We start from the raw sequence: 26,835 nt of genomic DNA, 5'->3' as shown, positions 1-26,835 counted from the left end.
TTGACTTATTTCTGCGCCGTGACGGCGCCACCGATCTCGAAGAACGTGTACGACAGCGTGATGTCCTTCACTTCGCGCGGCAGCCTGGGGTCGATGAAGAACACGACCGGCATCTGGCGCGCCTCGTTCGGGGTCAAGACCTGTTCCTTGAAACAGAAGCACTCGACCTTCTTGAACCAGGGGGTGGCCGACTGCGGCGCGTAGCTCGGGATCGCCTGGGCTTTCACGGTGCGCGCCTGCGTGTTCACGACTTCGTAGACGACGGTCGCCATCTCGCCCGGGTGCACGTCGATGCTGCGCTGCGTCGGGCGGAAGCGCCACGGGCCCTGGGCGTTGCCGTCCAATACGACTGTGATCGTGCGCGTTTTATCCACCTGGCTGTTGACCGGGGCCGCCACCGTGCCGTCCTTCTGCGTCAGCACGTTGATGCCGAGCGCTTCGCAGACCTGGCGGTAAATCGGCACCATCGCGTAGCCGAAGCCGAACATGATGCAGGCGACCACCACCAGCTTGACGAGCGTCGTGCGATTCAGGCGCAGGCGCAGCCGGCCACTTTCCTCGTGGCGGCCGGCGTTCGTTTCCGCATGCATGACGACCTCAGCTCAGCCAGAGACGCTTGACGAACAGCAGCACGAAGAAGAACAGGGCCAGCCCGGCCAGCCACAGGGCCGTGCGCCGGTTGTTCTTCCTGATCTGCTGTGAACGGTCGACGTTCATCACGCTCTCACTTCACGTGCGGCGGGGTTTCGAAGGTGTGGAACGGCGCCGGGCTGGGCACGGTCCACTCCAGGCCTTCCGCGCCTTCCCACGGCTTGGCTTCGGCCGGCTTGCCGCCGCGGATGGTCGGCAGCACGACGAAGAACAGGAAGTACACCTGCGACAGGCCGAAGCCGAATGCGCCGATCGACACGATCTGGTTGAAGTCGGTGAACTGTACGGCGTAGTCGGCGTAGCGGCGCGGCATGCCGGCCAGGCCCAGGAAGTGCATCGGGAAGAACGTCACGTTGAACCAGATCAGCGAGTTCCAGAAGTGGATCTTGCCGCGCAGTTCCGGATACATGTGGCCGGTCCACTTCGGCGCCCAGTAGTAGAAGCCGGCAAACAGCGCGAACAGCGAGCCGGCGACCAGCACGTAGTGGAAGTGGGCGACGACGTAATAGGTATCCTGCACCTGGATGTCGATCGGGGTCACGGCCAGGATCAGGCCCGTGAAGCCGCCCATCGTGAAGACGAAGATGAAGCCGACGGCGAACAGCATCGGGGTCTCGAACGTCATCGAACCCTTCCACATCGTGGCGACCCAGTTGAACACCTTCACGCCGGTCGGCACGGCGATCAGCATCGTGGCGTACATGAAGAACAGCTGGCTCGTCACCGGCATGCCGGTGGTGAACATGTGGTGCGCCCACACGATGAACGACAGGATCGCGATGGACGCGGTCGCGTACACCATCGATGCGTAGCCGAACAAGGGCTTCCTGGCGAAGGCCGGGATGATCTGCGAGATGATGCCGAACGCCGGCAGGATCATGATGTAGACCTCGGGGTGGCCGAAGAACCAGAAGATGTGCTGGTACATGACGGGGTCGCCGCCGCCGGCCGCGTTGAAGAACGAGGTGCCGAAGTGACGGTCGGTCAGGGTCATCGTGATGGCGCCGGCCAGCACGGGCATCACGGCGATCAGCAGGTAGGCGGTGATCAGCCAGGTCCAGCAGAACATCGGCATCTTCATCAGGGTCAGGCCCGGCGCGCGCATGTTCAGGATCGTGACGATGATGTTGATCGAGCCCATGATCGACGAGGCGCCCATGATGTGCAGCGCGAAGATCGCCATGTCCATGCCCGGGCCCATCTGCGTCGACAGCGGCGCGTACAGCGTCCAGCCGGCGGCGGTGGCGCCGCCCGGCACGAAGAACGACGTCGCCAGCAGGATCGCGGCCGGCGGCAGCAGCCAGAACGAGAAGTTGTTCATGCGGGCGAACGCCATGTCGGCTGCGCCGATCTGCAGCGGGATCATCCAGTTGGCGAAGCCGACGAAGGCCGGCATGATCGCGCCGAACACCATCACGATGCCGTGCATGGTGGTCAGCTGGTTGAAGAATTCGGGGCGGAAGAACTGCAGGCCGGGCTGGAACAGCTCGGTGCGGATCATCAGCGCCAGCACGCCGCCCGAGAGCAGCATGGTGAACGCGAACCACAGGTACAAGGTACCGATGTCCTTGTGGTTGGTGGCGAAGAGCCAGCGGCGTGCGCCGACCGGGTGGTCGTGCGCGTGGTCGTGGCCGTGATCGTGGGTGTGATCGAGAGTGCTGGAAGTCATGTCAGTATCCTAGTCGTGCGGGACAGCAAGGCCGTGGGTGCGGTGACGCGGACGGTCCGGTCCCAGTAATCCAAACGCTTGAGGACGTCGAAAAACCTACTGCGCGTTGCAGATTCGGCCTGCGATGCTCGCGACGGTTTTTCGAGGTCCCCACATGTTGCTTGTCTAGCCTTATTTGCCGCGGTCAGCCATGACCTCCGAAGGCTGGACGATGTTCTCGTCGGCCTTGTTGGTCCAGTTGTTGCGGGTATAGGTGATGACGGAAGCGATCTCGGAATCCGACAGCTGCTTCCACGACGGCATCGCCGACGGATACTTGCCGCTGTGTTTGCCATTCAGCAGCACGGCGATCTGTTCGGCCTTGTGACCCAGCACGACCGGCGAACCGACCAGCGGAGCGAAGGCGCCCGGCACGCCCTGGCCATTGGCCTGGTGGCAGGCCACGCAGTTGGACGCATAGACTTTCTCGCCCTTCGTCTTGAGCTCGTCGATGGTCCAGACCTTGTTCGGGTCGTCGGCCAGCGCGGCCATGCGTTTCTTCTCGCCGTTGACCCACGCGGTGTAGTCCTCGTTTGACACGACCTTCACGACGATCGGCATGAAGGCGTGTTCCTTGCCGCACAGTTCGACGCAGTTGCCGCGGTAGGTGCCGATCTGCTCTGCCTTGAACCACGCGTCGCGCACGAAGCCCGGGATGGCATCCTGCTTGACGGCGAAGGCCGGGATGGTCCACGAGTGGATCACGTCGTTGGCGGTCAGCACGAGGCGGACCTTCTTGCCGACCGGGACGACGACGGGATTGTCGACCTCGAGCAGATAGTTTTCGGTGCGCTTCTCGGTCGGGGCGACGCCCGGCTCGCCCACCTGCGTGCGCGGCGTGGCGAGGTTCGACAGGAACGAGATGCCTTCGCCCTCGCCCTTCAGGTAGTCATAGCCCCATTTCCACTGCATGCCCGTGACCTTGATGGTCAGATCGGGATTCGACGTGTCCTTCATCTGCACGACGGCGTGCGTGGCCGGCAGGGCCATGCCGATGACGATCAGGAACGGGATGACGGTCCAGGCGATCTCGACCGTGGTGGATTCGTGGAAGGTGGCCGGTTTGTGGCCGCGGGACTTGCGGTGCTTGAACACCGAATAAAACATGACGCCGAACACGCCGACGAAGATGATCAGGCAGATCAGCATCATCCAGTTGTGCAGGCTGTAAATATAGGCCGCGATGCCCGTGACGGGCTCCTGCAGGTTCAGCTGATGTTCCACCGGACGACCGGTAACGACGGGCTCTTGCGCCGCCATCGCCGGGATGCTGGCCGCTACCGCGAGACCGAGCATCAACGCTTTGAATCGTTTTGCATATGTCATGTTGTCCCCAACCACCTTTAGAAGAGAAATTTCTTGAACGGAAGCAATCCTCCAAACAACCCGGAGGAAGGCCACGGAAGACAACTTCCGTTCCGAAATCCTTTTTAAACTAAACGCAACCACTTCCCGTCGCGCCGGCGGACGCTTCGGGACTCGACACCGTCCATCCGGGGACCGTCTGGTACCCTCGCTGAACGATGACTTGAAACCTTGCTTGCGGGGGACATCGAGTACACTGCTCGATATCCCCGGGTGATGCTCCAACCCTCGACTTTACGCTTTTATGCTTAAATTTTTAGCGCTTTTTTGATCCAGTCGAAAAAAGTGACTCTGATTATACTGAAAGCGGTAATTTTTATTCAAGGAAAATTACCGCGATCGTATACACCATGCATGCCGGCGACCGGCACGCTGCAGGACAGCCCGCCTGTCTTTACCGCGGCTTTGGCGGCTGGAAACGGATGATCGCCTCCCCTGCCGCCGTGACTTTCGGCGCCGGCCGGAACGCGTGGCCGTAGATGATCTCGAACGTCAGCCCCAGCTTGCCGTCGGCACGGCGCCCCGCTTCCAGCGCATCGCACATGCGCTGCCACGCCGCCCGTCCGACGAGGCCGCGGCGGCGCGTGGCCAGCGGATTGCCGCCGAACGCGCGCACGTCGGCCAGCAGCTTGTCGACGGTGTCGTATGTGACCGTGATCTGCTCCATGTCCATGACGGGCGTCGTGAACCCCGCTTCCACGAGCTGATCGCCGAAGTCGTGCATGTCGACGAACGGCAGCGTGTGAGGCGTCTCGTCCATCGCCGCGAACGCCGCCCGCAGTTCGCGGAACGTGTCCGGACCGAAATTTGAAAACATCAGGAGGCCATCCACGCGCAACACCCGGCGCCATTCGGCGAACACGCGGTCGGGCTGGGGATGCCAGTGCAGCGCGAGATTCGACCACACGAGGTCGAGCGAGTTCGGCCCGAACGGCAGGTTGCCGAAGTCGGCGCAAACGAGATCGATGCCGGCCTTGGCCGGAAGCAAACGGCTGAGGAATGAACGGGGCGCCTGGGTGGTGGCGTCCGCCGCGGCCAGCATGGCCGGCACGGCATCCAGGCCCAGCACCTGGGCGGCCGGATAGCGCTTCTGCAGTTCGGCGATGTCGACACCCGTGCCGCAGCCGGCATCGAGCACCTGGCGCGGCGCCGTCTTGACGAGCGTGAGGCGGTCGAACATGCGGCTGGCAATCTCGCGCCGCAGGAAACCGGAAGGGGCGACCCGGGCGGGATCGGCGAACAGCTGGCGCACGCGGACCGGATCGATCGGGGCGCTCAATTTGGAGGAGGCTTGGGGTGAAACCATGGTCGACTGCGGGTGAATGGGATAATGGCGGGAGTGTACCTGATGGTTTTTGATACCGTGCGCGAGGACCGATTCCTGGAATCCGATGATGCCTTCCTATCCATCGTTGCGGCACTGGCCGCGCGCACTGCTGCGCGTGCTGATGCCCTCGCTGTGCGCCCTGTGCGGGAGCGGCTGCGACGACGTCGTGTGCGATGCGTGCCGCGCAGCCTATGCGGGCAGGCGCCCCGTACGCTGCGCTCAGTGCGCGAATCCGCTGCACGAGCTTGCGGGCGGGCCGGGCATCTGCGGCACCTGCCTGCGCGATCCGCCCGCCTTCGACGCCACGGTCGCCGCTGTCGATTACGCGATTCCGCTCGACCAACTCGTGCTTCAATTAAAATTCGGCGCCCGCCTCGCGCTCGCACCCTGGTTCGCGCGCCAGATCCGCGATGCCGTGCTGGCCCGGCCGGCACTGCTGCTGCCCGACCTGCTGTGCCCTGTCCCGCTGGGGCCGGGCCGGCTCGTCGAACGCGGCTTCAACCAGGCGCTGGAAATCGCGCGCCCGCTGGCGGCGGCGCTCGGGGTAGCATGTCATCCGGCGCTGGCGCAGCGCACGCTCGACACGCTGGCCCAGTCGGGCGTGACGCCGGGCGCGCGGGCGCGCAACGTGCGCGGCGCGTTTGCCGTGATTGACCCGGACCTCGTCGAAGGACGCCACGTCGGCCTCGTCGACGACGTCATGACGAGCGGCCACACGCTGGGCGAACTGGCCGCCACCTTCAAACGGTTCGGCGCGGCGCGGGTGACGAATTTCGTGTTCGCACGTACGCCACCCCACCCGCCGCCCCATCCGTAATCAGAGCATCACAAGGAGAGTTATCTTGTTTCACGTCGTACTGGTCGAACCCGAGATCCCGCCCAACACGGGCAACGTCATCCGCCTATGCGCGAACACGGGGGCGCAGCTGCACCTGGTCGAGCCGCTCGGCTTTCCGCTGGACGATGCCAAGATGCGCCGCGCCGGCCTCGACTACCACGATTACGCCACGATGAAGGTGCACAAGAACTGGGACGCGTTCCTGGCCGACACGCAGCCGGACCCCACGCGCATGTTCGCGATGACGACGCACGGCTCGTCGCCGTTCTCGGACGCGGCGTTCCGTCCGGGCGACGTGTTCGTCTTCGGCGCGGAATCGCGCGGCCTCGACCCGGTCTTGCGCGAATCGTTCCCGCCGGCCCAGCGCATCCGCCTGCCGATGATGCCGGGCAACCGCAGCCTGAACCTGTCGAACACGGTGGCCGTCGTCGTCTACGAGGCCTGGCGCCAGAACGGCTACGCGGGCGGAACCTGATACCTCATCACGGCCGCGCGCTCACTGGCAACCCTTCCGCATCATTTCCAGATGCCGCTCGCGCATCTCCGGCGAGATATCCGGCATGGCCTGTTCCATCATGGCTTGCCGTGCCTCGGGCGTGGGCGCGTTCATGATGCGCCGGCTCTGCGCACACATGTCCTGCCACTTGTCGATGCCGGCCGTCTCGCCGCCGTATGCTGATCCAGAACCGGACGCGGTGCCCGATCCCGCGCTGCCGCTCGTGCCGGCGGCAGCTGTGCCGTCGCTCTGCGATGATGGCGGCTCCTGCGCGCGCATCTGCGCCGATTGGCAGGCCGTCAACGCGACGGCGAGCGGTAACAACAACACGAACATGGTTTTCATGAACGCCTCCTGCAAGGCACGCGTAAATACGCATGATTCGATCGTACGGCCAGTCGGCCGTTCGCGGCAAGCAGAAGCGTTTTGATAACGGGCGTCAGCCGCCGAACTGACGGATTTTTGCGACGAGTTTCGTCGTCGAGCGGTCGTGCGCGAAATCGATGGCAACGGCCTTGCCGCCGTAGGCGATCACTTCCTTGCCTTCCGGGATCTCGCTCATGATGTAGTCGCCGCCCTTGGCATAGATGTCGGGGCGGGCTTCCTGGACGACTTCCAGCGCCGTGTCCTCGTCGAATTCGACGACGAGGCTGACGGATTCCAGCGCGGCCAGCACGGCCATGCGGTCGGCCAGCGTGTTCAACGGACGGTCGTCACCCTTGCCCAGCCGCTTCACGGAGGCGTCCGTGTTGACGGCGACGACGAGCGACGCGCCCAGTTCGCGGGCCTGGGCCAGGTAGGTCACGTGGCCGCGGTGCAGGATGTCGAAGACGCCGTTCGTCAACACGACGGGTTTCGGCAGGTCGGCGATGCGTTGCGGCAGCGTGGCGCGGGTGCAGAGTTTTTGTTCGAAGGTAGCCATGGCGTGCATTTTAACTTGCCGCCGGCGGTTCCTCTTCCGGTTCGTCGATCAGCATGGACAGTTCGGCCGGCCTGGCCGCGCCGCCGCCCTCGCCCGGCGCCTTGCGTTCTCCCGACAGCTTGATCTGCAGGCGCAGGCCGTTCGCGGAATCGGCGTTGCGGATCGCTTCGTCGTAGCTGATATAGCCCTTGTTGTAGAGCTCGAACAATGCCTGGTCGAACGTGCACATGCCCAGCTCGCGCGACTTGTGCATGATCTCCTTGATGCTATGGAAATTACCCTTCAAGATCATCTCGCCGATGGTCGGCGTATTCAGCAGGATCTCGATGGCGGCCTTGCGGCCCTTGCCGTCTTCCGTCCGGACCAGGCGTTGCGAGACGATCGCGCGCAGGTTCGACGACAGGTCCATCAGCAACTGGTTACGCCGCTCTTCCGGGAAGAAGTTGATGATACGGTCCATCGTCTGGTTCGCATTGTTCGCGTGCAGCGTACCCAGGCACAGGTGCCCCGTTTCGGCGAACGCGATCGCGTGTTCCATCGTTTCCGTGTCGCGGATCTCACCGATCAGGATCACGTCCGGCGCCTGGCGCAGCGTGTTCTTCAGCGCGTTGTGCCACGACAGCGTGTCGACGCCGACCTCGCGGTGCGTGATGAGGCAGCTCTTGTTCTTGTGGACGTATTCGACGGGGTCCTCGACCGTGATGATGTGGCCGGCCGAATTGCTGTTGCGGTAATCGATCATCGCCGCCAGCGTGGTCGACTTGCCGGAGCCCGTGCCGCCGACGACGAGGACGAGGCCCCGCTTCGTCATCACGACGTCTTTCAACACTTCGGGCAGGTCGAGTTTTTCGAAGTTCGGGATTTCCGAGGCAATCGTCCGCACGACCATGCTCACGCTCTGCTGCTGCACGAACACGTTCACGCGGAAGCGGCACACGCCCGGCAGGGAGATCGCGAAATTGCACTCCATCTCCGCTTCGAACTCGGCGCGCTGCCGCTCGTTCATCAGCGACAAGGCAAGTGCGCGCGTGATGTCGCCCGTCAGGCGCTGGTTGCTCAGGGGTTTCATCGCGCCCTGGTGCTTCATGCTGGGCGGGAAGTCGGCCGAGATGAACAGGTCGGAGCCGCCCTGCTGGTGCATCACGGTGAGCAGCTTGTGCATATAGGCCAGGGCTTCCGCCGGGCCGAAGTTCGACGACATGAGTGTCTTCCTATTAACGCAGGGCAACATCGCCAGCCCGGCCATTATATCCATGGCTTTACCGGTAAAATAGTGCCAGACTGCGTAAAAGGCAGGCAAACGTGTCTCCGAGAACACGGCTGGTAAATAACGTTTCCGATCCCATGACACTGACCGAACTGAAATACATCGTCGCCGTCGCCCGCGCCCGCCACTTCGGGCACGCCGCCGAAGCCTGCTTCGTCGCCCAGCCCACATTGTCCGTCGCCATCAAGAAGCTCGAGGACGAACTCGGCGTCACGCTGTTCGAACGGGGCGGCTCGGAAGTGTCCGTCACGCCGCTGGGCGCGCAGATCGTGGCCCAGGCCGAGCGCGTGCTCGAACAGACGGCCGCCATCAAGGAACTGGCCAAGCAGAACAAGGATCCGCTGTCCGGCCCGCTGCGCCTGGGCGTCATCTACACGGTGGGCCCCTACCTGCTGCCGCCGCTCGTGAAGAACCTGATCGAGCACGTGCCGCAGATGCCGCTCGTGCTGCAGGAAAACTTCACGGTCAAGCTGCTCGACCTGCTGCGCCAGGGCGAACTGGATGCCGCCATCATGGCGCTGCCGCTGCCGGAACATGGCATGGCCGTGCAGCCGCTGTACGACGAACCGTTCGTCGTCGCCATGCCGAAGAACCACCCGTGGACCAGCCGCAAGGAAATCTCGGCCGAGGACCTCAAGAGCGAAACGATGCTGCTGCTGGGCACCGGCCACTGCTTCCGCGACCAGGTGCTGGAAGTCTGCCCGGAGATGGCGCGCTTCTCCGCGCCGGGCAATGGCATGCAGCGCACGTTCGAGGGCTCGTCGCTGGAAACGATCCGCCACATGGTCGCGAGCGGCATCGGCCTCACCGTGCTGCCGCGCGCGTCCGTGCCGGACATGAAGGACCCGAACGGCATGCTCACCTTCGTGCCGTTCAAGGAACCGGCGCCGTCGCGCCGCGTCGTGATCGTGTGGCGCAAGAGTTTTACGCGCCGCGCGGCCATCGACGCCGTCGTAAAAGCCGTGGCTGACTGCGGGCTGCCCGGCGTCGAAATGGTCACGCTCCAGGCCGCTGCCTGACGGCGACGGGCGTCGTCGACAACACGGCCGGCGCCGGCTGCAGGGGATGCACGCCGAAGCTTTGGCACGATCCGGGATGGCCGGCACGGCGTCCCGTGAAGGCATCGACCAGTTCGGTGCCGCGGCGCGGCAATTCGTTCAACGGGGCGCAGCGGACCGCGTCCCACACTGCGCCCGCCTGCCTGAATTCGACGGCGTTCACCGCATAGGCGCGCCCACCCTGCTCCACGGCCACCATGGCGACGTCGCCATGCACGACCGCAAGCGCGAAGCGGCGGGTCGGCATGTTGTCGGCACGGACGTCGCCCTCGTTGAAATCTTCCCCGCGGTCGGCGATGCCGTCCGCGCCGAGCCCCACGCCCAGCAGTGCCTGGATGCCGGCCGGGAGTTCGCGCAGCGACTGCGCCTCCGTCCAGCCGCTTGATTCAGCCGCCGCCTGCCCGGAAGCCTGCGCGAGCGTACAAACGCCGAACCCGATGCCGGCCAGCATCACCATAGTTGCGAACCGCATACGAATCTGCTGTCGAGAAGGTGCGCACAAGTGCTCACGGTTCTCTTCCTGCCCCGAGCCGTCCTGCCGACCGTACTCGTTCCTGACAGGCGTTACTTCCCCGCCTCCCGCCGGCCCAGCGCCAGCGGCAGTGCCCGGCGTTACCGCCTGGCTCGCCACGGGTAGCGCCGTTTGCGCCGCGTTGGCGCCGGTGGCGAGCCCGATTCTCATTATGCTTTCCATGATCACGATTATTAGACGCGTCGACTCATATTTGGTTCGACTAGCGTCGATCTCCTCAGTCGAAAGCTGCATCGTAGAACGCGCGCACAAGTCATGCCTTGTCCATCGTCGACGTGCGCACGTCCGGTTCCGTCGATCTGCGCCGTACTGCCGGGCGCGCCCCGACAGGCTACAATCCTGACCCTGCTGTCATTCAATCCAACACGAACATGAACAAGCTGGCGCTTTATTTCCGCCTGGTCCGGGCCCACAAGCCGATCGGCATCCTGCTGCTGTTGTGGCCCACGCTGTGGGCGCTGTGGATGGCATCGGGCGGGCATCCGGATCCGCAGATCCTCGCCATCTTCATCATCGGCACCGCCCTGATGCGATCAAGCGGCTGCGCGATCAATGACTATGCGGACCGCGATTTCGACCGCCACGTCAAGCGCACCGTCGACCGCCCGCTGACCAGCGGCCGCATCAAGGCCTGGGAAGCGCTGATGGTGGCGGCCGTGCTAGCGATCGTCTCGTTCCTGCTGATCCTGCCGCTGAACGCGCTGACGAAGCAGCTCTCTGTCGTCGCCGTGATCGTGGCCGGCAGCTACCCGTATTTCAAGCGCTTCTTCGCGATCCCGCAGGCCTATCTCGGCATCGCGTTCGGCTTCGGCATCCCGATGGCCTTCGCGGCCGTGCAGGGCCACGTGCCCGCCGTGGCGTGGTGGCTGCTGCTCGCGAACGTGTTCTGGTCGGTGGCCTACGACACGGAGTACGCGATGGTCGACCGCGACGACGACCTCAAGATCGGCATCCGCACGTCCGCCATCACGTTCGGCCGCTACGACGTGGCCGCGATCATGGTGTGCTATGCGGCGGCGCTCGCCATCGACCTCGCCTGCGGCTGGATGCTGGGCCTGCGCGGGTGGTTCGTGGCGGGTATCGCAGTCGCGGCCGGGATGGCCGTCTACCACTACACGCTGATCCGCGGCCGCGACCGCATGAAGTGCTTCCACGCGTTCAATCACAATAACTGGCTGGGTGCGGCAGTGTTCGCTGGCGTCGCGCTCGACTATGCATTACGATAACATTGTCCGTAACACAATCAACATAGAGGTAGACCATGATGGAAAAAATCCCGACCCAGACCGGCGCACGCGACCAGCTCCTGTCCGACCTGAAGACCGTGATCCAGGATGCGGAAGCCTGGCTGCGCCACAGCGGCCACCTGACCGGCGAGGAATTCAAGGCCGCCCGGRCCAAGTTCGAGCGTACCCTGGTGAAGGCCAAGGAAGACATCGTCCGCCTGGAAGAAGTCGCGGTCGAAAAGGCCAAGGTCGCCGCCAAGGCCACCGATGAATACGTCAAGGAAAACCCGTGGAAGGCCGTCGGCCTGGGCACCGCCGTCGGTGTCGTGATCGGCATGCTGATCGCCCGTAAATAATGGGCGCATTTTGATGTCCATTTTAGCGGCCGGGGGCAGGATCATAACGACGATCGTCGCAATGGCGGGCACGCGCCTGGAACTGGCCGCCGTCGAATTCCAGGAAGACGCACGCCGCCTGCTGGGCCACCTCGCGTGGACCCTGCTGGCCGTGTTCCTGGCGGCCGGCGCCCTCCTCCTGGCGGCGCTGTTCGTCATCGCCATCTTCTGGGACAGCTACCGCCTGCAGGCCGTGGGCGGCATGGCCGTCCTGTTCGGCGCACTGGCCGGCATCATCCTCATGAAGGTACGGGCCAGCATGAACGCGCAGGCCCCGCTGCTGTCCGCGACGATTGCCGAACTGCGCAACGACATCGACTACTTGCGCCACGGAATGGCCCAAAGCGCGGCGCACCACGTCGCCCAACCCGCCGGAGGCGCCGATGAATGAATCCAGCCTCGCCGCGCGCCGCGCGGCACTGATCGAACGCTGCGCCGAACAGCGCGTGGGCCTCGCCTTCGAACTGCAGGCGCTGCGCCCATCGAATGCGCTGGCCGGCCACCCTGTCGCGGGCTTCGTCGCCGACAACCGTAAGCTCGTGCTGGGCGCGGCCGGCACGGTGCTGGGGCTGGCCCTCGTGCGCCGCAAGCGCCTGGCCGGTCTCGCCACGTCCGCGCTGTCGGCGGTCAAGATGGTCCGCGGCGCGCTCGACGTCGTGGCGCAGTTGCGGCGCTGATTCCACCGCCCGCGTCGCGCGGGCGTCCCCTCCCTCACGAGCAATCGACCGGCGCCAGGGCTGACACTGGGAATTCGGGGTGACCACATCCGTGCAAAGGGAGCGATATCGTTTTCAGTATCGATAGCAATAAATTTTGCATTATCGGGAATGTACTTATTCTGCTAACGTCTCGCCTGCCCGCACACCCGTGCCCCCACCCACCTAAGCTTAGCACCCATGGAAAAACCAGTCACGTTCACCACGTTCGCATTGCTCACCGCCCTGGCAGGGAGCGCGAATGCGGCGCCGCCTGCAGGGCTCGACACCAACGGCCATCTGCTGCCGGTCGCCGCCGCGACGGCGTCCTTCTCGTATGCGCCGATCGCCCACGGCGTGCAGGTCCGCGTCGGCGGCGTGACCAAGAACGTGATCTTCTACGGCCCGACGACGGTACGCGTGAACACGACCCTCGGCGAGAACTTCTGGCGCCATCCGAGCATCGTCGTGACGCAGCCGCCCGCGGCCGTCGCCTTCACGACGCGCGACGGCGCCGACACGCTCACGCTCGAGAGCAAACTGCTGCGCATCGTCATCGACAAGTCGACGGGGGCCATCACGTTCCAGGATGCGCAGGGCAAGGTCTATACGCAGGAAAAACGCAGCGCGCCGCAGTCCCTGAAGAAAATCGAGCTGGCCGGCGCGCCGACCTATGAAGCGACCAACACGTTCACCCTGAAGCCCGGCGAAGGCATCTACGGGTTCGGCTTCGTGGGCGAAGGCGACGTCAACCGCCGCAACAAGGATCTGCTGCTGGTGCAAACGAATATCGGCATCATCATTCCCGTCATGATGTCGACGGAACGCTACGGCATCCTGTGGGACACGTATTCGAAGATGCGCTTCACGGATAACGCCGACGGCGCGTCGCTGTGGGCGGAAAGCGCGCCGGGCGGCGTCGATTACTACTTCATGGCCGGCGCCACGCTGGACGACGTCGTGGCCGACTACCGCTCCCTCACCGGCGCGGCGCCGATGTATCCGAAGCAGGCGTTCGGCCTGTTCATGAGCAAGGAACGCTACCAGACGCAGGATCGCCTGGTCGAGGTGGCACGCACATTCCGCAAGGAGAAATTCCCGCTCGACTACATCGTGCAGGACTGGCAATACTGGGGCAGCGACCAGGACGGCACCTGGAGCGGCATGACGTGGAACAAGGAGCGGTTCCCCGATCCGAAGGGCATGACGAAGGCCATCCACGACCTGCACCTCAAGCTCATGGTGTCGATCTGGCCGTCGATCGGCAACGACACCGCGCTGGCGCACGAGCTCGACGAGCACAAGCTGCGCTTCGAGCCGCTGCACTGGATTTCGAAAAAGGCGCGCATCTACGACGCCTACAGCCCCGAGGGACGGAAGATCTACTTCAAGCACGTCAAGAAGGGCCTGCTCGACGTCGGCGTGGACGCGCTGTGGATGGACGGCACCGAGGTCGAAGTCGGCACGGCCGCGCACAACGCCGGCGACAACGAGCGCGACATCAAAGGACTCGGCTCGAACGCCATGGGCGATTTCGCCCGCTACCTCAACCCGTACTCGCTGATGACCACGCTCGGCACGTACGAGGGACAACGGGCCACCAGCAACCAGCGCGTCTTCACCCTGACGCGCTCGGCCTGGGCCGGCGCGCAAAGGACGGCGGCGGCCTCCTGGTCGGGCGACACCCGGGCCAGCTGGCAGACTCTGCTCGAACAGATCAATGGCGGCGTCAATGTCACCATCACCGGTAACCCGTACTGGACGCAGGACACGGCCGGCTTCTTCATCGGCGGCGATTTCCCCGGCGGCGACAAGAATGCGTCGTATCGCGAGCTGTACGCCCGCTGGCTGCAATACGCCGCCTTCAATCCCCTGATGCGCATCCACGGCACCGACATCGAACGCGAGCCCTACCTCTTCAAGCAGTCGGACCCCGAGATGTACAAGGCGCTGTACGATGCCGTGCGCCTGCGCTACCGCCTGCTCCCCTATACCTACAGCCTGGCCGGAAAGGTCACCCGTGACGGCTACACGCTGATGCGCGCCCTGCCGATGGATTTCCCGGACGATCCGCGCGTGCGCGACATCAACGACGCCTTCCAGTTCGGCCCGTCCTTCCTCGTCCATCCGGTCACGCACCAGATGTACCGCTTCCAGCCGCCGCCGCCCGCGACCATCCCGGCGACCGCCCTGCGCACACCCGACGGCAAGCCCGGCCTGGCCGGACAATACTTCGAGGGCCGCAACTTCGAGACGCCGCAGGGCAAGACCGTCGACGCCACCATCGACTTCGTGTGGCCCGCGCCACCGCTGGCCGACATGCCGGCCGGCCTGAAGAGCCTGGATAACTTCTCCGCACGGTGGACGGGCGCCGTCGTGGCGCCGGAAGACGGCGAATACGAGCTGGGCGCGGAAGGCGACGACGGGTACCGCCTGTACGTCGACGGCAAGCTTGCCGTCGAAGACTGGAAAAATGGCGGCAAGCGCTACGCCGGCACGAAGGTCGTCCTGAAGCGCGGCCAGAGCGTACCCGTCACCCTCGAGTATTACAATGCCACGTCGCAGCGCAGCCTGCGCCTGGCATGGCGCACCCCGTCGCAACTGGCGGCCCAGGCGCAGTCGTCCGGCAAACCGGACACGACCATGCAAACCTATCTGCCTGCCGGCTCCGACTGGTACGACTTCTGGACGCACGAGCGCTTCCAGGGCGGCACGACCGTCGCCAGGGACGTGCCGCTCGACATCTTCCCGCTGTACGTGCGTGCCGGCGCCATCGTGCCGATGGGACCGGTGCTCCAGTACGCCACCGAGCGGCCGGATGCGCCTTACGAGATCCGCATCTATCCGGGCGCCGACGGCAAGTTCACGGTCTATGAGGATGACAACGAAACCTACGACTACGAAAAGGGACGGTACGCCACCTACGACCTGGTCTGGAACGACGCCGCCAGGACCCTGTCCATCGGTGCCCGCAAAGGCACGTTCAAGGGCCTGGTCAAGGCGCGCAAGCTGAATGTCGTCGTCGTCGGCCAGGCGAATGCAACCGCGATCGAACCGGCCGACGCGACGAAATCGGTCACGTATGCGGGCAAGCCGGTATCGGTGAAATTCTGAGCATCCATCAATGACGGCGCAACCTGGAGATTGTGTGAAGACCTTCCTCGCCACCCTTGCCGTTGCGGTACCGCTGGCCCTGTCAGGCTGGGCCAGCGCCGCCGACATCGCGCCCAAGCCGCTGTACCGCGACCCCGTGTTCGACGGCGCGGCGGACGTGTCCATCGTGTACGACCGCGCCGCCAAACTGTGGAAAATGTTCTACACCAATCGCCGGGCGACGATGAAGTTGCCCGATCCAAAGGACGTCGAATGGGTGCACGGCACGGCCATCGGCATTGCCACGTCCCCGGACGGTGTGCAATGGCGCTACCAGGGCACGGCGGCGTTCCCGAAGGCGTGCACGGACGTGACGCTGTGGGCGCCCGAAATATACTTTGAAAACGGCGTCTACCACATGTGGCTCACCATCGTGCCGGGCATCTTCCACCGCTGGGGCACCCCGGGGGCGGATGGGCGCATCGAGCACCTGACCAGCACCGACCTCTCCAAGTGGAAGTGCGAGGGCACCGTGAACCTGGACACCGGCCGCGTGATCGACCCGACGGTCGTCAAGGTCGGACAGGGCTATCGCATGTGGTTCAAGGACGAACGCGCCGGCAGCCGGATCCTGGCCGCCGACAGCCAGGATCTGCGCACGTGGAAGAAGGTCAGCGACCAGCCGGTGAATCCCACCAAGGGCGAGGGACCGAAGGTATTCCGCTTCAAGGGGTATTACTGGATGGTCGTCGACGTGTGGAAAGGCCTGATGGTGCTGCGGTCCGACGATGCGCGCAGCTGGACGGAGCAGCCCGGCTACATCCTCGCTGAACCGGGCCACGCGGCAACCGACCGGGCCAAGGGCCAGCACGCGGACGTCGTCGTCGACGGCGACCGCGCGTTCATCTACTACTTCGTCCACCAGGTGAACGAGGCGGAAGCGGCCACGGACGCGCGCTGGAACCAGCGCACGGTGATCCAGGTGGCGGAGCTGGTGTTCAAGGACGGCTGGCTCGACGTCGACCGCGACAGGGATCTTGCATTCCGGCTGAGCGCCCCATCCCCCTGACGGCCATAGAGCCTGTCTCGGTAGGCGCGAACCGGGATACGCTCTTAATCGTTCAGGCCGAACGCTTCCCACCCCTGCGGCGTCAACTTGACGTACAGCTTTTCCTTCTGCGTGTGCTCCCCGTCGACGGTCCGCCCGAGGACGGGGAACGCCTCCTTGACCCGGGGCTTTCTGGCCCAGTCGGCCACGTTCGACAGCTTGTACGTGTAGATCACGGCGGATTCCTCGTGGTCGTCCACCCTGGACGGATCCGCCCAGCGCACGATCTTGTCCAGCAACTTGCGCCCCCAGCACATGCGCTGCTGCTGTYTCGCGTTCGCGCGCAGGTAGGGCTTCGCGGCGTCGGTCATCGTGTAGCGCCTGACCTTCACCTTCAATCCGTTCGGCTTGCCGTCGACAAAGGTGCCGGGCAATTCCACGTCTTCGCCTTTGGCCAGGCCCACCGCTTCCAGCGCCGCCATCTGGCCGGCGACGCCGTCCGGGAACAGCTTCTGCTGGCGCATGTCGGTCTCATAGACGTCGACCGGCCATTTCACGGGGTCCAGGCACATGTCGCCCTTCTTGTCGAAGTACTGGGTGACCGTGATGCCGAAGTTCTTCTTGTTGGCGGCGGTCTTGCTGTCGCAGGCGGACAGCGATGCGGACAACGCCACGCCAAGGACGAGGGAGAGGATGGTCTTGTTCATGGTGATGGCATTGTACCAAGGCTGAGGGCCGGTCCGTCATGCCATCCTGACGCCGGCAGCGCAGCCGCTCAGTCCAGCCGCTTGAGCCTCTGGCCGAGGATGCCCCAGCGGCAGTCGACGCCGTCCAGCCGCGCGCGCAGCGCCCAGCCGGTGCCGATTTTCTCGACCGTGACATCGGTTTCGATTTCCTTGGCCAGCTTCTCGGCCCAGCCGCGCGCGGCACCCTGGCCCTTGAACAATTCCTTGCCTTCGTAGATGACGGTGGCGTCGAATACGGACATGGCGAATACGGTCATGGCTTCCTCTGGGGTTATGCGTAAAGCGCTATCGTACCATTCGGACGCCACGTGACCTGTGGCCTCATTCGCCCTGCTGCTGCATCGCCTTCATCAGCCCACCCAGCCCGGCCGGCGTTGGGACTGATGGCATGTACGGGAGGACAATGCCTTCTGTGCGACAACTTTTCCTGCGGGTCGTTATATTCGTACCAACACCTGTCCCGGGAGGCCTGCCGGATAGCCGGCAGCCACGTCCGACGAGTGCGTGATCGCATCGACTCGACCTGGAATAGAAATGAACGCTTCCAACTACACATTCAGGCTGCGCCGGCCTGTCCAGGCGCTGCTGCTGGCACTGGCTGCAGGCGCTGTCCAGGCCGTACCTCCCGTCCCATCCGCCGGCCCGCCCGTCGACACTACGGCGGCGCCCGCAACAACTCAGGACCCGGACCCGCTGCGTGAACCAGCCGCCGCATCGCCGCCCCCACCGGGGCCGCTGCTCAAGGAAGATGCACGCCTCTACAAGAGCTATGGCGCGGCCGCGCTGGAAATTATCGGCTTCCAGGTCGCACTGAACCGCATCGACCACGCCTTCGTGACGCCGGACGACTATCGCGTCAGCATGGGTTCGATCCGCCGCAACCTGCACAGCAGTTGGGTGGAAGACCGCGACCCCTTCGAAGTCAACCAGCTGGGCCACCCGTACCAGGGTTCGGTCTACTTCAATCTCGCGCGCAGCAACGGGCTGACGTTCTGGGAATCGCTCGGTTATGCCTTTGCCGGGAGCGCGGTATGGGAAATCGCCGGCGAGACGACGCCGCCTTCGCGCAACGACCAGATCACGACCAGCTTCGGCGGCAGCTTCCTCGGCGAAGCCCTGTACCGGATGGCGAGCCTGGTGCTGGACGGGGGCGACGGATCGAAGCCGCTATTGCGCGAAACCGGTGCGGCAGTGGTGTCGCCGGGACTGGGCTATAACCGCCAGCGCGGGATGAGCCGGCGCGCAGCCTCGCTGTGGGCCGGCGCCACGCCGGCCACGTTCGGGCGCCTGCAGCTGGGGGCCAGCAACCCGTCGAGCAGTAACGTCGGACCTTCGCTGGCGACCAGGCGCAGGGAAGTGGCCGCCGATTTCGCGCTCGAGTATGGCTTGCCCGGCAAAGAGGGCTATACCTACCACAAGCCTTTTGACTACTTCCTGTTCAGTGCCCGCGTGTCAAACGTAAATGGCCTCGAAAGCCTGACCTCGCGCGGCCTGTTGTTCGGTGCGCCGTACTCGCCCGGCCACAACCTCCGCGGCATCGCCGGGCTGTACGGCAGTTATGACTACCTGTCGCCGCAGCTGTTCCGGATCGCGAGCACCGGACTGTCCTTGGGCAGCAATGTGCAATGGTGGCTGGCCGAACGGCTCGCGCTGCAGGGCCATGTATCGGCCGGCGTCGGCTATACCTCGACCGGGACGGTTCGCCCCAGCTCGGGCGGGCAATACAACTACGGTTTCGCGCCGCAGAGCACGCTTGGCCTGCGGCTGATTCTCGGCGACAGGCTGTCCCTCGACCTGGCCGCGCGCGCATACTTCGACGGTAAGGTCGCCAGCCCCGAAACAGGCAGTACCGACCGGGTGCTGCGCGGCGACGCCGCGGTGACCTACAGGGTGCACGGCCCGCATGCGCTCACGCTCAAGTACCTCACCTCGCGCCGCCGCTTTTCGTTCCCGAACGTACTGGAAACGCAGCAGCGATATGACTCGGTTGGGCTTTATTACAGCTACCAGCCGTCGCAGGGGACGGGGGCGGTGAAGTGGTGAGTTCCCTGCCGAATCCGCAGGAACCGGTCATCTTCCGGATGAACCGCCCCGGCATCACACCTCGACCTGCCCGACATCAGACTGGCCGGCCACCGTCTGCTGGCCATGCATGTGCACCCGATTACGCCCGGCATGCTTGGCCGCATACAGCCCGGCGTCGGCGCGCTCGATGACCGCGCCGATATCCTCCGCCGGCAGGTGCTCCGCCACGCCGAACGAGGCGGTGACGGACAGGCCGGCGGGCCATGCCTGCATGCCCATGTGTTCCCGCAGTTTTTCCGCAAGGGTCACGGCCTGCTGCCCGGTGGTGTTCATGCAAACGATCAGGAACTCTTCGCCGCCCCAGCGCACCACGCAGTCCGTAGAACGTAGAACGTATTGTCGACGCGATCATCTGCGCAAAATGCTTCAGCACGGTGTCGCCGACCGCATGGCCATGCGTGTCATTGATGCACTTGAAATGATCGATATCGGTAAAGATGATCGACATCGGCCCGGGCCGCATGGCGTGGGGACTCAGCAGGAAGGCACGCAGGCCTTCGCGGTTCAATACCCGCGTCAGCGAATCGACGTGCGCCTGGCCGGCCAGTTCCGACGCCTCCAGCTGCAGCGCCCGGTTCAATTCCCGCGCCCGCCTGAGTTGCGCGTTACTGTGATCGAGCTGGCTGTGCAGCCGGATGGCGACCGTCAGCGGCCAGACGATCCACAACAGCACCAGCACTGTCAGCAGTTGCGTCAGCGTGATCCATTTGCCGTGCAAACGCAGCGTCTTCACGGTGATCTCATACGAACCGGCCACCATTTCGCTACCGGTCATAAGGTCGACGGCGATCACGTTGTCATAGCGGACGCCCGTCTTCTCGAGCGGCGGCACATATTTGTCCTTCCACCAGGGCGAGGTATAGAACAGGTTCAGGGGAAAACTGAGCGTCCCGTGTTCCGGCACCGTGAGCACCTGCAACTCATTGAATTTGTTGGTCAAAAAATCGGATGGCTGCGACAAGCCCTTTTCGAAATCGATCAGGTACAGGCGGAGCAGGTGCGGACTCGGCCCGGCATATGCCAGATCGAGCGACATGTTGTCGAAACGGGTGAGATCCATCCCGCGCATGTCCTTACCGAGGGACAGGCGCAGGCGGCAATACGGCCATGTGGCCTGCTTGAACAGGTTGCAGGACAAGCGCAAGGCCGAGCCATCATGGTGGAGGCGGGCAACCGATGCGCCGTTGCCCTCACGGTCATCCCCAGCCGTGGCCTCGATCAGGTTGCTGCCATTGAATTCGACCACGCGTTCCATGCCGAAGTGCTGCCACACCAGGGACATGATCGTCACCGCGAGAAGCACGACGAAGCCGTTGCGGAACCGCTTCAGCGCGCTCCGCAGGGATTGCTCGTTGGTCATCATCATCATTGCCGGGGAAGACTAAAAATTGTATTAAAGAAATTTCCAGTCAGCCAGTATATCCCCAGTGAAATTTAGTGGCAATTGCGGCGATGCCGAACTCTCCACACTGTTGCAGACAAGTTGTCGGCTGTGCCAAACCGGCCCGCAGATGAACACCGAACCTCAGGCGTCCCTGCCCATCTCCTCACCCAGCTCACGCCCGCGCGCAGCCGCCGCCTTCATCGCCTCGACGATCGCCTGCTTGACGCCCGCCGCCTCCATGCTCGTGATGGCCGCATGGGTCGTGCCGCCTTTCGACGTCACACGCTGGCGCAGCACCTCGACCGGTTCGTCCGACTGCGCCGCCAGCTGGGCCGCGCCCGTGAACGTGGCCAGCGCGAGCGCCTTGCCCTGCTCGGCCGACAGGCCCATCTCGGCCGCCGCCTGCTGCATCGCTTCGAGGAAGTAAAACACGTACGCGGGACCACTGCCCGAGACGGCCGTCACCGGGTCGATCAGGCTTTCTTCGTCCAGCCACACGGTCTGGCCGACGGCACGCATGATGCTGTCGGCGGCGTCCTTCTGCGCGGCGCTGACGCCGGCCATCGCCACCATGCCCGTGATGCCCTGCCCGATCAGCGCCGGCGTGTTCGGCATCGTGCGCACGATGGCGCCGTAGCCGCCGAGCCAGCGCGACAGGTCCGCGCCGCGGATGCCCGCCGCGATCGACAGCAGCAGCGGCTTGCTCGCGAGTTGCGATTGCAGCTCAGTTTTCAAATGAACGGTCACGTCCCGCATCTGCTGCGGCTTCACGGCCAGCACGATGACGTCGCTGGCGGCGACCGCCGCGCCGATGTCCGGCGACGTCGTCACGCCGTATTGCGTGCGCAGGCGCTCCAGCGCGTCGGCGTTCGGGTCGACGACGTGGATATCCGCGGGTTGGGCGACCTTGCCGGCCAGGCCGGCGATGAGGGCGGTGGCCATGTTGCCGCCGCCGATGAAACTGATCTTCATGGTGTCCTTCGTTGATTTATTCGTAGTGGCGTGCGCCGAAGATGGCGCTGCCGACGCGCACGATGGTCGCGCCTTCCAGCACGGCCGGCTGCAGGTCGACGGACATGCCCATCGACAGCGTGTCGAGATGGATGCCGCTCCTGACGATGTCCTGTGCGAGCGCGCGCAGGCGCGCGAACGGGACGCGCTGCAGGGCCGGGTCGGCGTGCGGTTCCGGGATCGCCATCAGCCCGCGCAGGCGCAGGTTCGGCAACTGGACGACGGCCCTGGCCAGGTCGGGCAGCTCCTCCGGCTTGACGCCACTTTTGGTGGCTTCGCCGCTGATGTTCACTTGCAGGCAGATGTCGAGCGGGCCCAGTTCGGGTGGGCGCTGTTCCGACAGGCGCTGCGCGATCTTCAGGCGTTCGACCGTGTGCACCCACTGGAAGTGCGCGGCGATCTGGCGCGTCTTGTTGCTCTGGATTGGTCCTATGAAATGCCATTCCAGCGCAAGATTCACAGCAAGCGCGGGTCGCGCTTTTGCCACAGCGGCGATCTTGTCGACACCTTCCTGCAGATAGTTTTCGCCGAACGCGCGCTGGCCGGCATCGACCGCTTCCAGTACGGCTTCCGGGGGAAACGTCTTCGAGACCGCCAGCAACTGGACCGTGGAACGGGGCCGGTTTGCGGCCTCGCAAGCGGCCTGGATTGTCGCTTCGACAGCTTGCAAGTTCCCGGCAATTGTGGACATAATGGTTTTCTCTAGGAAATATTTTGTAGTTCTAAGTACCTCAAAAGGGGCCTCGAAAACCGTAGCGAGCGGAAGGAGTTTCGTTCGAGAAGCGCAGCCGTACTTACGGTACGGCCGGTCCGCCGAAGCGGAGCATCGCAGGACGAAAATCCGACGCGCAGTAGGTTTGCGAGGCCCCCACCACTGGATTATAAATGGACATCTCTGAGTTGCTCGCTTTCTCGGTCAAGAACAAGGCGTCGGACCTGCACCTGTCGGCCGGACTGCCGCCGATGATCCGCGTGCATGGCGACGTACGCCGCATCAACCTGCCGCCGCTGGAGCACAAGGACGTGCACGGCATGATCTATGACATCATGAACGACGGCCAGCGCAAGCAGTACGAAGAGATGCTGGAGTGCGACTTCTCGTTCGCGATTCCCGGCCTCGCGCGCTTCCGCGTCAACGCGTACAACCAGGAACGCGGCGCCGCGGCCGTGATGCGGACGATTCCGTCGAAGATCCTGTCGCTGGAAGACCTGAACGCGCCGAAGATCTTTGCCGATCTCGCCCTGAAGCCGCGCGGCCTCGTGCTCGTGACCGGCCCCACCGGCTCGGGCAAGTCGACCACGCTGGCGGCGATGATCAACCACCTGAACGAAAACGAGTACGGCCACATCCTCACCATCGAGGACCCGATCGAGTTCGTGCACGAATCGAAGAAGTGCCTGATCAACCAGCGCGAAGTGGGCCCGCACACGCTGTCCTTCAACAACGCGCTGCGCTCGGCGCTGCGCGAAGATCCCGACGCGATCCTCGTCGGCGAGCTGCGCGACCTGGAGACGATCCGCCTCGCGCTGTCCGCCGCCGAGACGGGCCACCTCGTGTTCGGCACCCTGCACACGTCGTCGGCAGCGAAGACCATCGACCGTATCGTCGACGTGTTCCCGGCCGAGGAAAAGGAGATGGTGCGCGCGATGCTGTCGGAATCGCTGCAGGCCGTGGTCTCGCAGACCCTCCTGAAAACCAAGGACGGCTCCGGCCGCGTGGCCGCGCACGAGATCATGATCGGCACGCCGGCGATCCGCAACCTGATCCGCGAGGCGAAGATCGCGCAGATGTATTCTTCGATCCAGACCGGTTCGTCGGTCGGCATGCAGACGCTGGACCAGAACCTGACGGACCTCGTGCGCCGCAACGTGATCTCGTCCGCGGCCGCGCGCGCCGCCGCCAAGATCCCCGAGAACTTCCCAGGATAACGATCGAGACTCACGATGGAACGCGACCAGGCCTCCAAATTCATGTTCGACCTGCTGCGCCTGATGGTCAGCAAGGGCGGTTCCGACCTGTTCATCACATCCGGCTTCCCGCCCGCGATGAAGATCGACGGCCGCATGACACCCGTGTCCAGCCAGGCCCTGACGGGCTCGCACACGGCGGACCTGGCGCGCGCCATCATGAACGACAAGCAGGCCGCCGGCTTCGAGTTGACCAAGGAAGCCAACTTCGCCATCAGCCCGGGCGACCTGGGACGCTTCCGCGTCTCCGCCTTCATGCAGATGGGTGCCGTGGGCATGGTGCTGCGCGTGATCACGACGACGATCCCGAAATTCGAAGACCTCGACCTGCCGGAAGTGCTGAAAGACGTGATCATGACCAAACGCGGCCTCGCGATCATGGTCGGTGCGACCGGCTCCGGCAAATCGACGACGCTCGCGGCGATGGTCGGCTACCGCAACGAGAACAGCTACGGCCACATCATCACGATCGAGGACCCGGTCGAATTCGTCCATCCGCACAAGAACTGCGTGATCACGCAGCGCGAGGTCGGCGTCGACACCGACAGCTTCGAAGCCGCGCTGAAGAACTCCCTGCGCCAGGCGCCGGACGTGATCCAGATCGGAGAAATCCGCGACCGCGAGACGATGGAGCACGCGATCGCGTTCGCCGAAACGGGCCATTTGTGCCTGGCGACCTTGCACGCGAACAGCGCCAACCAGGCACTGGACCGCATCATCAACTTCTTCCCGGAAGAGCGCCGCCAGCAGCTCCTGATGGACCTGTCGCTGAACCTGAAGGGCCTGATCTCGCAGCGTCTCGTTCCGAAGAAGGAAGCGAAGGGCCGCGTGGTGGCGATGGAGATCATGCTGAACTCGCCGCTGATCTCGGACCTGATCTTCAAGGGCGAGGTCCACGAGATCAAGGAGATCATGAAGAAGTCGCGCGAGCTGGGCATGCAGACCTTCGACCAGGCCCTGTTCGACCTGTACGAGGCCGACAAGATCACCTACGAAGACGCGCTGCGCAATGCCGACTCCGTGAACGACCTGCGCCTCAACATCAAGCTCAACAGCAAGCACGCGAAAAACCGCGATCTTTCGGCGGGGACCGAGACGCTGGGGCTGGTCTGATCAGCGTCACAGCGCGGCCCAGCGCTGCACGAGCCCGAGCAGGTGCACGACGCCGTACCCGAAACAGATCGCCGAACTCCACACGACGAACGGTGTGATCCTGCCGCCCCGCGCGCGCACCAGCGGCGCGAACGCCACGCCCCGTACGAGGTAGACGGCCGTGATGGCCACCAGCGCCGCCTTCAGGAACGGCAGCCCGGCGATCACGCCCGCCCCCGCCAGCGCATACGCCGACCAGGTGAACAGCACGGCGGCGATGCCCAGCGTGACGACGGTCGGATACCACCTGCCCTCCGCCGCCGCCCGCGCGAAGCGTTCGCCCGCGCCGAAAAAGCGGTACCACGCAGGCCCGCCGACGATGATGCCCAGGTGGAGCAACGCGGCGATGGCGCTCAGCAGCGCACCGACGGCGAGCGGAATGTTTACGTCTCCCTGCATCCTGCACTCCTTTGCCTTACACTGTTGCCTTTCGATCAACGCAAGCATACAGGAGCCACCATGAACGTGTTCGACTTCCAGGCCAACTCCCTCGCCGGCACGCCGGTCGACCTCGGCCAGTACCGCGGCAAGGTTCTCCTCATCGTCAACACCGCCAGCAAATGCGGCTTCACGCCGCAATACCAGGGCCTGGAAACCCTGTACCGCGAACTGCACCCGCGCGGCCTCGAAGTGCTGGGCTTCCCCTGCAACCAGTTCGGCAGCCAGGAACCTGGCAGCGAGGACGAGATCGGCGCGTTCTGCGAAAAGAACTACGGCGTCACGTTCCCGATGTTCGCCAGGATCGACGTCAACGGCGACGCCGCGCATCCTTTGTTCAAGCACCTGAAGAACGCGGCGCCGGGCGTGCTGGGCACCGAGGGCATCAAGTGGAACTTCACCAAGTTCCTCGTCGGCCGCGACGGCCAGGTGCTGCATCGCTACGCGCCGCAGACCAAGCCGGAAGACATCGCGGCCGACATCGAGAAGGCACTGGCGCAGTAACGCGCCAGCGCTGTCCCGTCAGCGCGCGAACCACGCCATGATGGCGTCGTAGTCCTTCTGCACGTCCAGCATCGTACCTCCTTGCGGCACGAGCCCATGGCCGGCGTGCGGCACGCGCCGGAACGTGACGTCGTGCCCGAGCGCGCGCAGGCGCGCATACGCGACCTCGGTCGACAGGATCGGCACGTTGTCGTCCTTCATGCCGCTGGCCAGGTAGACGCGCGCCTTCGACTGCGCCAGGTCCTCCCCCGGCGCCTGCGCGAAGAAGGAGCTCCAGCGCAGATACGTGTGGCCCCACGCGAATTTGTCGGTGCTGCGCGGATCGGCGCGGATGGCGTCGACCGTCGCATCGATCTCGCGCAGCGCGGCCAGCTTGTCCTCGTCGCTGCCGGCGCCGCGCTGGACGTTGGCGATGAAGTCGAACAGCTGGCTCGTGCCCGTACCGCCGATCAGCGCCACATGCGTCACCTCGGGCACCGCGCGGGCGAGACCTGCCGCCATCACCGCGCCTTCCGATACGCCGAAGACGAGCACGCGGCTACGGTCCACCCACGGCAGGGCCAGCGCATGGCGCAGCGCGGTGCGCAGTGCGTCCAGCCAGCTGTCATACGAAAAGCTGGCATTGAACGCGGCCGGGCATCCCGTCATCACGCCCGGCGGCGCTTGCGGCGGCGCGTCCGGCTGGTTGGGCTTGTCGACGACCATCACGGCGTAATTGCCCTGCTGCGCCAGCGGGATGACATTGAAGACGGTCGAATACGGGCTCGGCGTGCCCATGCCGACGAACGGCGGCATGCAGCCCGAGCCCTGCACGAACAGCACGAGCGGCGCCTTGTGCGCCGGCCGGGAAACGACGTAGCGCACGTCCGGTGCGCCGTCGCGCTGCAAGGTGAAGCGGGCGGCGGCGGCCTGGCCGAGCACCAGCT

29 protein-coding genes and 1 pseudogene are annotated in these 26,835 nt (G+C 64.7%); 13 read left to right on the top strand and 17 right to left on the bottom strand.

What is annotated here, in order from left to right:
* Positions 1 to 5 precede the first annotated feature (5 nt).
* From AC1DYX_RS02385 to AC1DYX_RS02365, 5 genes are all read right to left on the bottom strand, one after another.
* Positions 6 to 590: a cytochrome c oxidase assembly protein gene (locus AC1DYX_RS02385; protein WP_029756984.1), complete on the bottom strand. Its 585-nt coding sequence runs from the start codon at positions 588 to 590 to the stop codon at positions 6 to 8.
* Positions 591 to 597: 7 nt separating this feature from the next.
* Positions 598 to 717, bottom strand: coding sequence for a cytochrome oxidase small assembly protein (locus AC1DYX_RS02380; RefSeq protein WP_477255911.1), 120 nt, complete (start codon positions 715 to 717; stop codon positions 598 to 600).
* Between the two features lie 7 nt (positions 718 to 724).
* Complete coding sequence (gene ctaD, locus AC1DYX_RS02375) at positions 725 to 2,320, bottom strand: cytochrome c oxidase subunit I (protein WP_477255909.1); 1,596 nt, start codon at positions 2,318 to 2,320, stop codon at positions 725 to 727.
* A 171-nt stretch (positions 2,321 to 2,491) separates the two neighbouring features.
* Positions 2,492 to 3,685, bottom strand: coding sequence for a cytochrome c oxidase subunit II (gene coxB / locus AC1DYX_RS02370; protein ID WP_477255907.1), 1,194 nt, complete (start codon positions 3,683 to 3,685; stop codon positions 2,492 to 2,494).
* A 433-nt stretch (positions 3,686 to 4,118) separates the two neighbouring features.
* On the bottom strand, positions 4,119 to 5,030 hold the full coding sequence (locus AC1DYX_RS02365) for a methyltransferase domain-containing protein (protein WP_477255905.1): 912 nt from the start codon (positions 5,028 to 5,030) through the stop codon (positions 4,119 to 4,121).
* A gap of 88 nt (positions 5,031 to 5,118) precedes the next feature.
* Between AC1DYX_RS02365 and AC1DYX_RS02360 the strand changes: the two genes are divergently transcribed.
* A complete protein-coding gene (locus AC1DYX_RS02360) occupies positions 5,119 to 5,868 on the top strand; it encodes a ComF family protein (protein ID WP_477255953.1) in 750 nt (249 codons plus the stop codon).
* Positions 5,869 to 5,893: 25 nt separating this feature from the next.
* Positions 5,894 to 6,364: a tRNA (uridine(34)/cytosine(34)/5-carboxymethylaminomethyluridine(34)-2'-O)-methyltransferase TrmL gene (trmL, locus tag AC1DYX_RS02355; protein WP_477255903.1), complete on the top strand. Its 471-nt coding sequence runs from the start codon at positions 5,894 to 5,896 to the stop codon at positions 6,362 to 6,364.
* Positions 6,365 to 6,385: 21 nt separating this feature from the next.
* On the opposite strand, the gene AC1DYX_RS02350 is transcribed toward trmL, so the two are convergent.
* The 3 genes from AC1DYX_RS02350 to AC1DYX_RS02340 form a co-directional block, all read right to left on the bottom strand.
* Positions 6,386 to 6,730: a hypothetical protein gene (locus AC1DYX_RS02350; RefSeq protein ID WP_477255901.1), complete on the bottom strand. Its 345-nt coding sequence runs from the start codon at positions 6,728 to 6,730 to the stop codon at positions 6,386 to 6,388.
* A gap of 94 nt (positions 6,731 to 6,824) precedes the next feature.
* Complete coding sequence (gene rfaE2, locus AC1DYX_RS02345; protein WP_029756977.1) at positions 6,825 to 7,307, bottom strand: D-glycero-beta-D-manno-heptose 1-phosphate adenylyltransferase; 483 nt, start codon at positions 7,305 to 7,307, stop codon at positions 6,825 to 6,827.
* A gap of 10 nt (positions 7,308 to 7,317) precedes the next feature.
* Positions 7,318 to 8,508, bottom strand: coding sequence for a PilT/PilU family type 4a pilus ATPase (locus AC1DYX_RS02340; RefSeq protein WP_477255898.1), 1,191 nt, complete (start codon positions 8,506 to 8,508; stop codon positions 7,318 to 7,320).
* A gap of 143 nt (positions 8,509 to 8,651) precedes the next feature.
* Here AC1DYX_RS02340 and AC1DYX_RS02335 point away from each other — a divergent pair, with 143 nt between their 5' ends.
* Entirely contained in the window at positions 8,652 to 9,593 is a 942-nt protein-coding gene (locus tag AC1DYX_RS02335; protein ID WP_477255896.1) for a hydrogen peroxide-inducible genes activator, read from the top strand.
* Here AC1DYX_RS02335 and AC1DYX_RS02330 read toward each other — a convergent pair.
* Positions 9,571 to 10,104 carry a hypothetical protein gene (locus AC1DYX_RS02330; RefSeq protein ID WP_477255894.1) on the bottom strand — a complete coding sequence of 178 codons (534 nt, stop codon included), beginning with the start codon at positions 10,102 to 10,104 and terminating at the stop codon, positions 9,571 to 9,573. The genes AC1DYX_RS02335 and AC1DYX_RS02330 overlap by 23 nt on opposite strands.
* A 431-nt stretch (positions 10,105 to 10,535) precedes the next feature.
* Between AC1DYX_RS02330 and ubiA the strand changes: the two genes are divergently transcribed.
* The 6 genes from ubiA to AC1DYX_RS02300 all read left to right on the top strand — a co-directional run bounded on the left by ubiA (position 10,536) and on the right by AC1DYX_RS02300 (position 16,642).
* Positions 10,536 to 11,390 carry a 4-hydroxybenzoate octaprenyltransferase gene (gene ubiA, locus AC1DYX_RS02325; RefSeq protein ID WP_477255951.1) on the top strand — a complete coding sequence of 285 codons (855 nt, stop codon included), beginning with the start codon at positions 10,536 to 10,538 and terminating at the stop codon, positions 11,388 to 11,390.
* Between the two features lie 35 nt (positions 11,391 to 11,425).
* Positions 11,426 to 11,746 carry an ElaB/YgaM/YqjD family protein gene (locus tag AC1DYX_RS02320; protein ID WP_477255892.1) on the top strand — a complete coding sequence of 107 codons (321 nt, stop codon included), beginning with the start codon at positions 11,426 to 11,428 and terminating at the stop codon, positions 11,744 to 11,746.
* 13 nt (positions 11,747 to 11,759) lie between these two features.
* Positions 11,760 to 12,176, top strand: a complete 417-nt coding sequence (locus AC1DYX_RS02315) for a phage holin family protein (RefSeq protein WP_477255890.1) — start codon at positions 11,760 to 11,762, stop codon at positions 12,174 to 12,176.
* Complete coding sequence (locus tag AC1DYX_RS02310) at positions 12,169 to 12,462, top strand: hypothetical protein (RefSeq protein WP_477255888.1); 294 nt, start codon at positions 12,169 to 12,171, stop codon at positions 12,460 to 12,462. Before AC1DYX_RS02315 ends, AC1DYX_RS02310 begins: the two co-directional genes overlap by 8 nt.
* Positions 12,463 to 12,681: 219 nt before the next feature.
* A complete protein-coding gene (locus tag AC1DYX_RS02305) occupies positions 12,682 to 15,594 on the top strand; it encodes a TIM-barrel domain-containing protein (RefSeq protein ID WP_477255886.1) in 2,913 nt (970 codons plus the stop codon).
* A gap of 34 nt (positions 15,595 to 15,628) precedes the next feature.
* A complete protein-coding gene (locus AC1DYX_RS02300; protein WP_477255884.1) occupies positions 15,629 to 16,642 on the top strand; it encodes a hypothetical protein in 1,014 nt (337 codons plus the stop codon).
* Between the two features lie 44 nt (positions 16,643 to 16,686).
* Here the strand turns inward: AC1DYX_RS02300 and AC1DYX_RS02295 are convergent, their stop codons facing one another.
* The gene (locus AC1DYX_RS02295; RefSeq protein ID WP_477255882.1) at positions 16,687 to 17,328 is read right to left on the bottom strand and encodes a hypothetical protein; all 642 of its coding nucleotides are present in this window, start codon (positions 17,326 to 17,328) and stop codon (positions 16,687 to 16,689) included.
* Positions 17,329 to 17,396: 68 nt separating this feature from the next.
* Positions 17,397 to 17,624 (bottom strand): hypothetical protein, encoded by a 228-nt coding sequence (locus AC1DYX_RS02290; RefSeq protein WP_477255880.1) that lies wholly within the window; start codon positions 17,622 to 17,624, stop codon positions 17,397 to 17,399.
* A 277-nt stretch (positions 17,625 to 17,901) separates the two neighbouring features.
* On the opposite strand from AC1DYX_RS02290, the gene AC1DYX_RS02285 reads away from it, so the two are divergent.
* The gene (locus AC1DYX_RS02285; RefSeq protein WP_477255878.1) at positions 17,902 to 19,410 is read left to right on the top strand and encodes a DUF3943 domain-containing protein; all 1,509 of its coding nucleotides are present in this window, start codon (positions 17,902 to 17,904) and stop codon (positions 19,408 to 19,410) included.
* A gap of 54 nt (positions 19,411 to 19,464) precedes the next feature.
* On the opposite strand, the gene AC1DYX_RS02280 is transcribed toward AC1DYX_RS02285, so the two are convergent.
* The 4 genes and pseudogenes from AC1DYX_RS02280 to AC1DYX_RS02265 form a co-directional block, all read right to left on the bottom strand.
* The gene (locus AC1DYX_RS02280; protein ID WP_477255876.1) at positions 19,465 to 19,725 is read right to left on the bottom strand and encodes a diguanylate cyclase domain-containing protein; all 261 of its coding nucleotides are present in this window, start codon (positions 19,723 to 19,725) and stop codon (positions 19,465 to 19,467) included.
* A 79-nt stretch (positions 19,726 to 19,804) separates the two neighbouring features.
* Positions 19,805 to 20,212, bottom strand: a pseudogene (locus tag AC1DYX_RS02275) (GGDEF domain-containing protein); the annotation flags it as partial.
* A 765-nt stretch (positions 20,213 to 20,977) separates the two neighbouring features.
* Positions 20,978 to 21,808: a pyrroline-5-carboxylate reductase gene (proC, locus tag AC1DYX_RS02270; protein WP_477255874.1), complete on the bottom strand. Its 831-nt coding sequence runs from the start codon at positions 21,806 to 21,808 to the stop codon at positions 20,978 to 20,980.
* Between the two features lie 16 nt (positions 21,809 to 21,824).
* Positions 21,825 to 22,538 (bottom strand): YggS family pyridoxal phosphate-dependent enzyme, encoded by a 714-nt coding sequence (locus AC1DYX_RS02265; RefSeq protein WP_477255872.1) that lies wholly within the window; start codon positions 22,536 to 22,538, stop codon positions 21,825 to 21,827.
* Positions 22,539 to 22,732: 194 nt separating this feature from the next.
* Here AC1DYX_RS02265 and AC1DYX_RS02260 point away from each other — a divergent pair, with 194 nt between their 5' ends.
* Both AC1DYX_RS02260 and AC1DYX_RS02255 read left to right on the top strand, forming a co-directional pair.
* Positions 22,733 to 23,776, top strand: a complete 1,044-nt coding sequence (locus AC1DYX_RS02260) for a PilT/PilU family type 4a pilus ATPase (protein WP_029756957.1) — start codon at positions 22,733 to 22,735, stop codon at positions 23,774 to 23,776.
* 15 nt (positions 23,777 to 23,791) lie between these two features.
* Positions 23,792 to 24,928 (top strand): PilT/PilU family type 4a pilus ATPase, encoded by a 1,137-nt coding sequence (locus AC1DYX_RS02255; protein ID WP_477255869.1) that lies wholly within the window; start codon positions 23,792 to 23,794, stop codon positions 24,926 to 24,928.
* Positions 24,929 to 24,934: 6 nt separating this feature from the next.
* Here the strand turns inward: AC1DYX_RS02255 and AC1DYX_RS02250 are convergent, their stop codons facing one another.
* Positions 24,935 to 25,366, bottom strand: coding sequence for a hypothetical protein (locus AC1DYX_RS02250; RefSeq protein WP_477255867.1), 432 nt, complete (start codon positions 25,364 to 25,366; stop codon positions 24,935 to 24,937).
* Positions 25,367 to 25,426: 60 nt separating this feature from the next.
* Between AC1DYX_RS02250 and AC1DYX_RS02245 the strand changes: the two genes are divergently transcribed.
* On the top strand, positions 25,427 to 25,909 hold the full coding sequence (locus AC1DYX_RS02245) for a glutathione peroxidase (RefSeq protein ID WP_477255865.1): 483 nt from the start codon (positions 25,427 to 25,429) through the stop codon (positions 25,907 to 25,909).
* An 18-nt stretch (positions 25,910 to 25,927) separates the two neighbouring features.
* Here the strand turns inward: AC1DYX_RS02245 and AC1DYX_RS02240 are convergent.
* A partial coding sequence (locus AC1DYX_RS02240; protein WP_477255863.1) for an alpha/beta hydrolase family protein occupies positions 25,928 to 26,835 on the bottom strand: 908 nt, incomplete at its 5' end.

It is taken from the genome of Massilia sp. P2_C2 (assembly GCF_056404615.1).
The sequence above is the reverse complement of the archived record's forward strand: the minus strand, read 5'-3'. Positions and strand labels throughout refer to the sequence as shown.

Bases quoted from the DNA above. Each gene is read 5' to 3' on its own strand.
- AC1DYX_RS02385 (WP_029756984.1), bottom strand. From the start codon at position 590: ATGCATGCGGAAACGAACGCCGGCCGCCACGAGGAAAGTGGCCGGCTG.
- AC1DYX_RS02380 (WP_477255911.1), bottom strand. From the start codon at position 717: ATGAACGTCGACCGTTCACAGCAGATCAGGAAGAACAACCGGCGCACG.
- ctaD (WP_477255909.1), bottom strand. From the start codon at position 2,320: ATGACTTCCAGCACTCTCGATCACACCCACGATCACGGCCACGACCAC.
- coxB (WP_477255907.1), bottom strand. From the start codon at position 3,685: ATGACATATGCAAAACGATTCAAAGCGTTGATGCTCGGTCTCGCGGTA.
- AC1DYX_RS02365 (WP_477255905.1), bottom strand. From the start codon at position 5,030: ATGGTTTCACCCCAAGCCTCCTCCAAATTGAGCGCCCCGATCGATCCG.
- AC1DYX_RS02360 (WP_477255953.1), top strand. From the start codon at position 5,119: ATGCCTTCCTATCCATCGTTGCGGCACTGGCCGCGCGCACTGCTGCGC.
- AC1DYX_RS02350 (WP_477255901.1), bottom strand. From the start codon at position 6,730: ATGAAAACCATGTTCGTGTTGTTGTTACCGCTCGCCGTCGCGTTGACG.
- rfaE2 (WP_029756977.1), bottom strand. From the start codon at position 7,307: ATGGCTACCTTCGAACAAAAACTCTGCACCCGCGCCACGCTGCCGCAA.
- AC1DYX_RS02340 (WP_477255898.1), bottom strand. From the start codon at position 8,508: ATGTCGTCGAACTTCGGCCCGGCGGAAGCCCTGGCCTATATGCACAAG.
- AC1DYX_RS02335 (WP_477255896.1), top strand. From the start codon at position 8,652: ATGACACTGACCGAACTGAAATACATCGTCGCCGTCGCCCGCGCCCGC.
- AC1DYX_RS02330 (WP_477255894.1), bottom strand. From the start codon at position 10,104: ATGCGGTTCGCAACTATGGTGATGCTGGCCGGCATCGGGTTCGGCGTT.
- ubiA (WP_477255951.1), top strand. From the start codon at position 10,536: ATGAACAAGCTGGCGCTTTATTTCCGCCTGGTCCGGGCCCACAAGCCG.
- AC1DYX_RS02315 (WP_477255890.1), top strand. From the start codon at position 11,760: ATGTCCATTTTAGCGGCCGGGGGCAGGATCATAACGACGATCGTCGCA.
- AC1DYX_RS02310 (WP_477255888.1), top strand. From the start codon at position 12,169: ATGAATGAATCCAGCCTCGCCGCGCGCCGCGCGGCACTGATCGAACGC.
- AC1DYX_RS02305 (WP_477255886.1), top strand. From the start codon at position 12,682: ATGGAAAAACCAGTCACGTTCACCACGTTCGCATTGCTCACCGCCCTG.
- AC1DYX_RS02290 (WP_477255880.1), bottom strand. From the start codon at position 17,624: ATGACCGTATTCGCCATGTCCGTATTCGACGCCACCGTCATCTACGAA.
- AC1DYX_RS02285 (WP_477255878.1), top strand. From the start codon at position 17,902: ATGAACGCTTCCAACTACACATTCAGGCTGCGCCGGCCTGTCCAGGCG.
- AC1DYX_RS02280 (WP_477255876.1), bottom strand. From the start codon at position 19,725: ATGAACACCACCGGGCAGCAGGCCGTGACCCTTGCGGAAAAACTGCGG.
- proC (WP_477255874.1), bottom strand. From the start codon at position 21,808: ATGAAGATCAGTTTCATCGGCGGCGGCAACATGGCCACCGCCCTCATC.
- AC1DYX_RS02265 (WP_477255872.1), bottom strand. From the start codon at position 22,538: ATGTCCACAATTGCCGGGAACTTGCAAGCTGTCGAAGCGACAATCCAG.
- AC1DYX_RS02260 (WP_029756957.1), top strand. From the start codon at position 22,733: ATGGACATCTCTGAGTTGCTCGCTTTCTCGGTCAAGAACAAGGCGTCG.
- AC1DYX_RS02255 (WP_477255869.1), top strand. From the start codon at position 23,792: ATGGAACGCGACCAGGCCTCCAAATTCATGTTCGACCTGCTGCGCCTG.
- AC1DYX_RS02250 (WP_477255867.1), bottom strand. From the start codon at position 25,366: ATGCAGGGAGACGTAAACATTCCGCTCGCCGTCGGTGCGCTGCTGAGC.
- AC1DYX_RS02245 (WP_477255865.1), top strand. From the start codon at position 25,427: ATGAACGTGTTCGACTTCCAGGCCAACTCCCTCGCCGGCACGCCGGTC.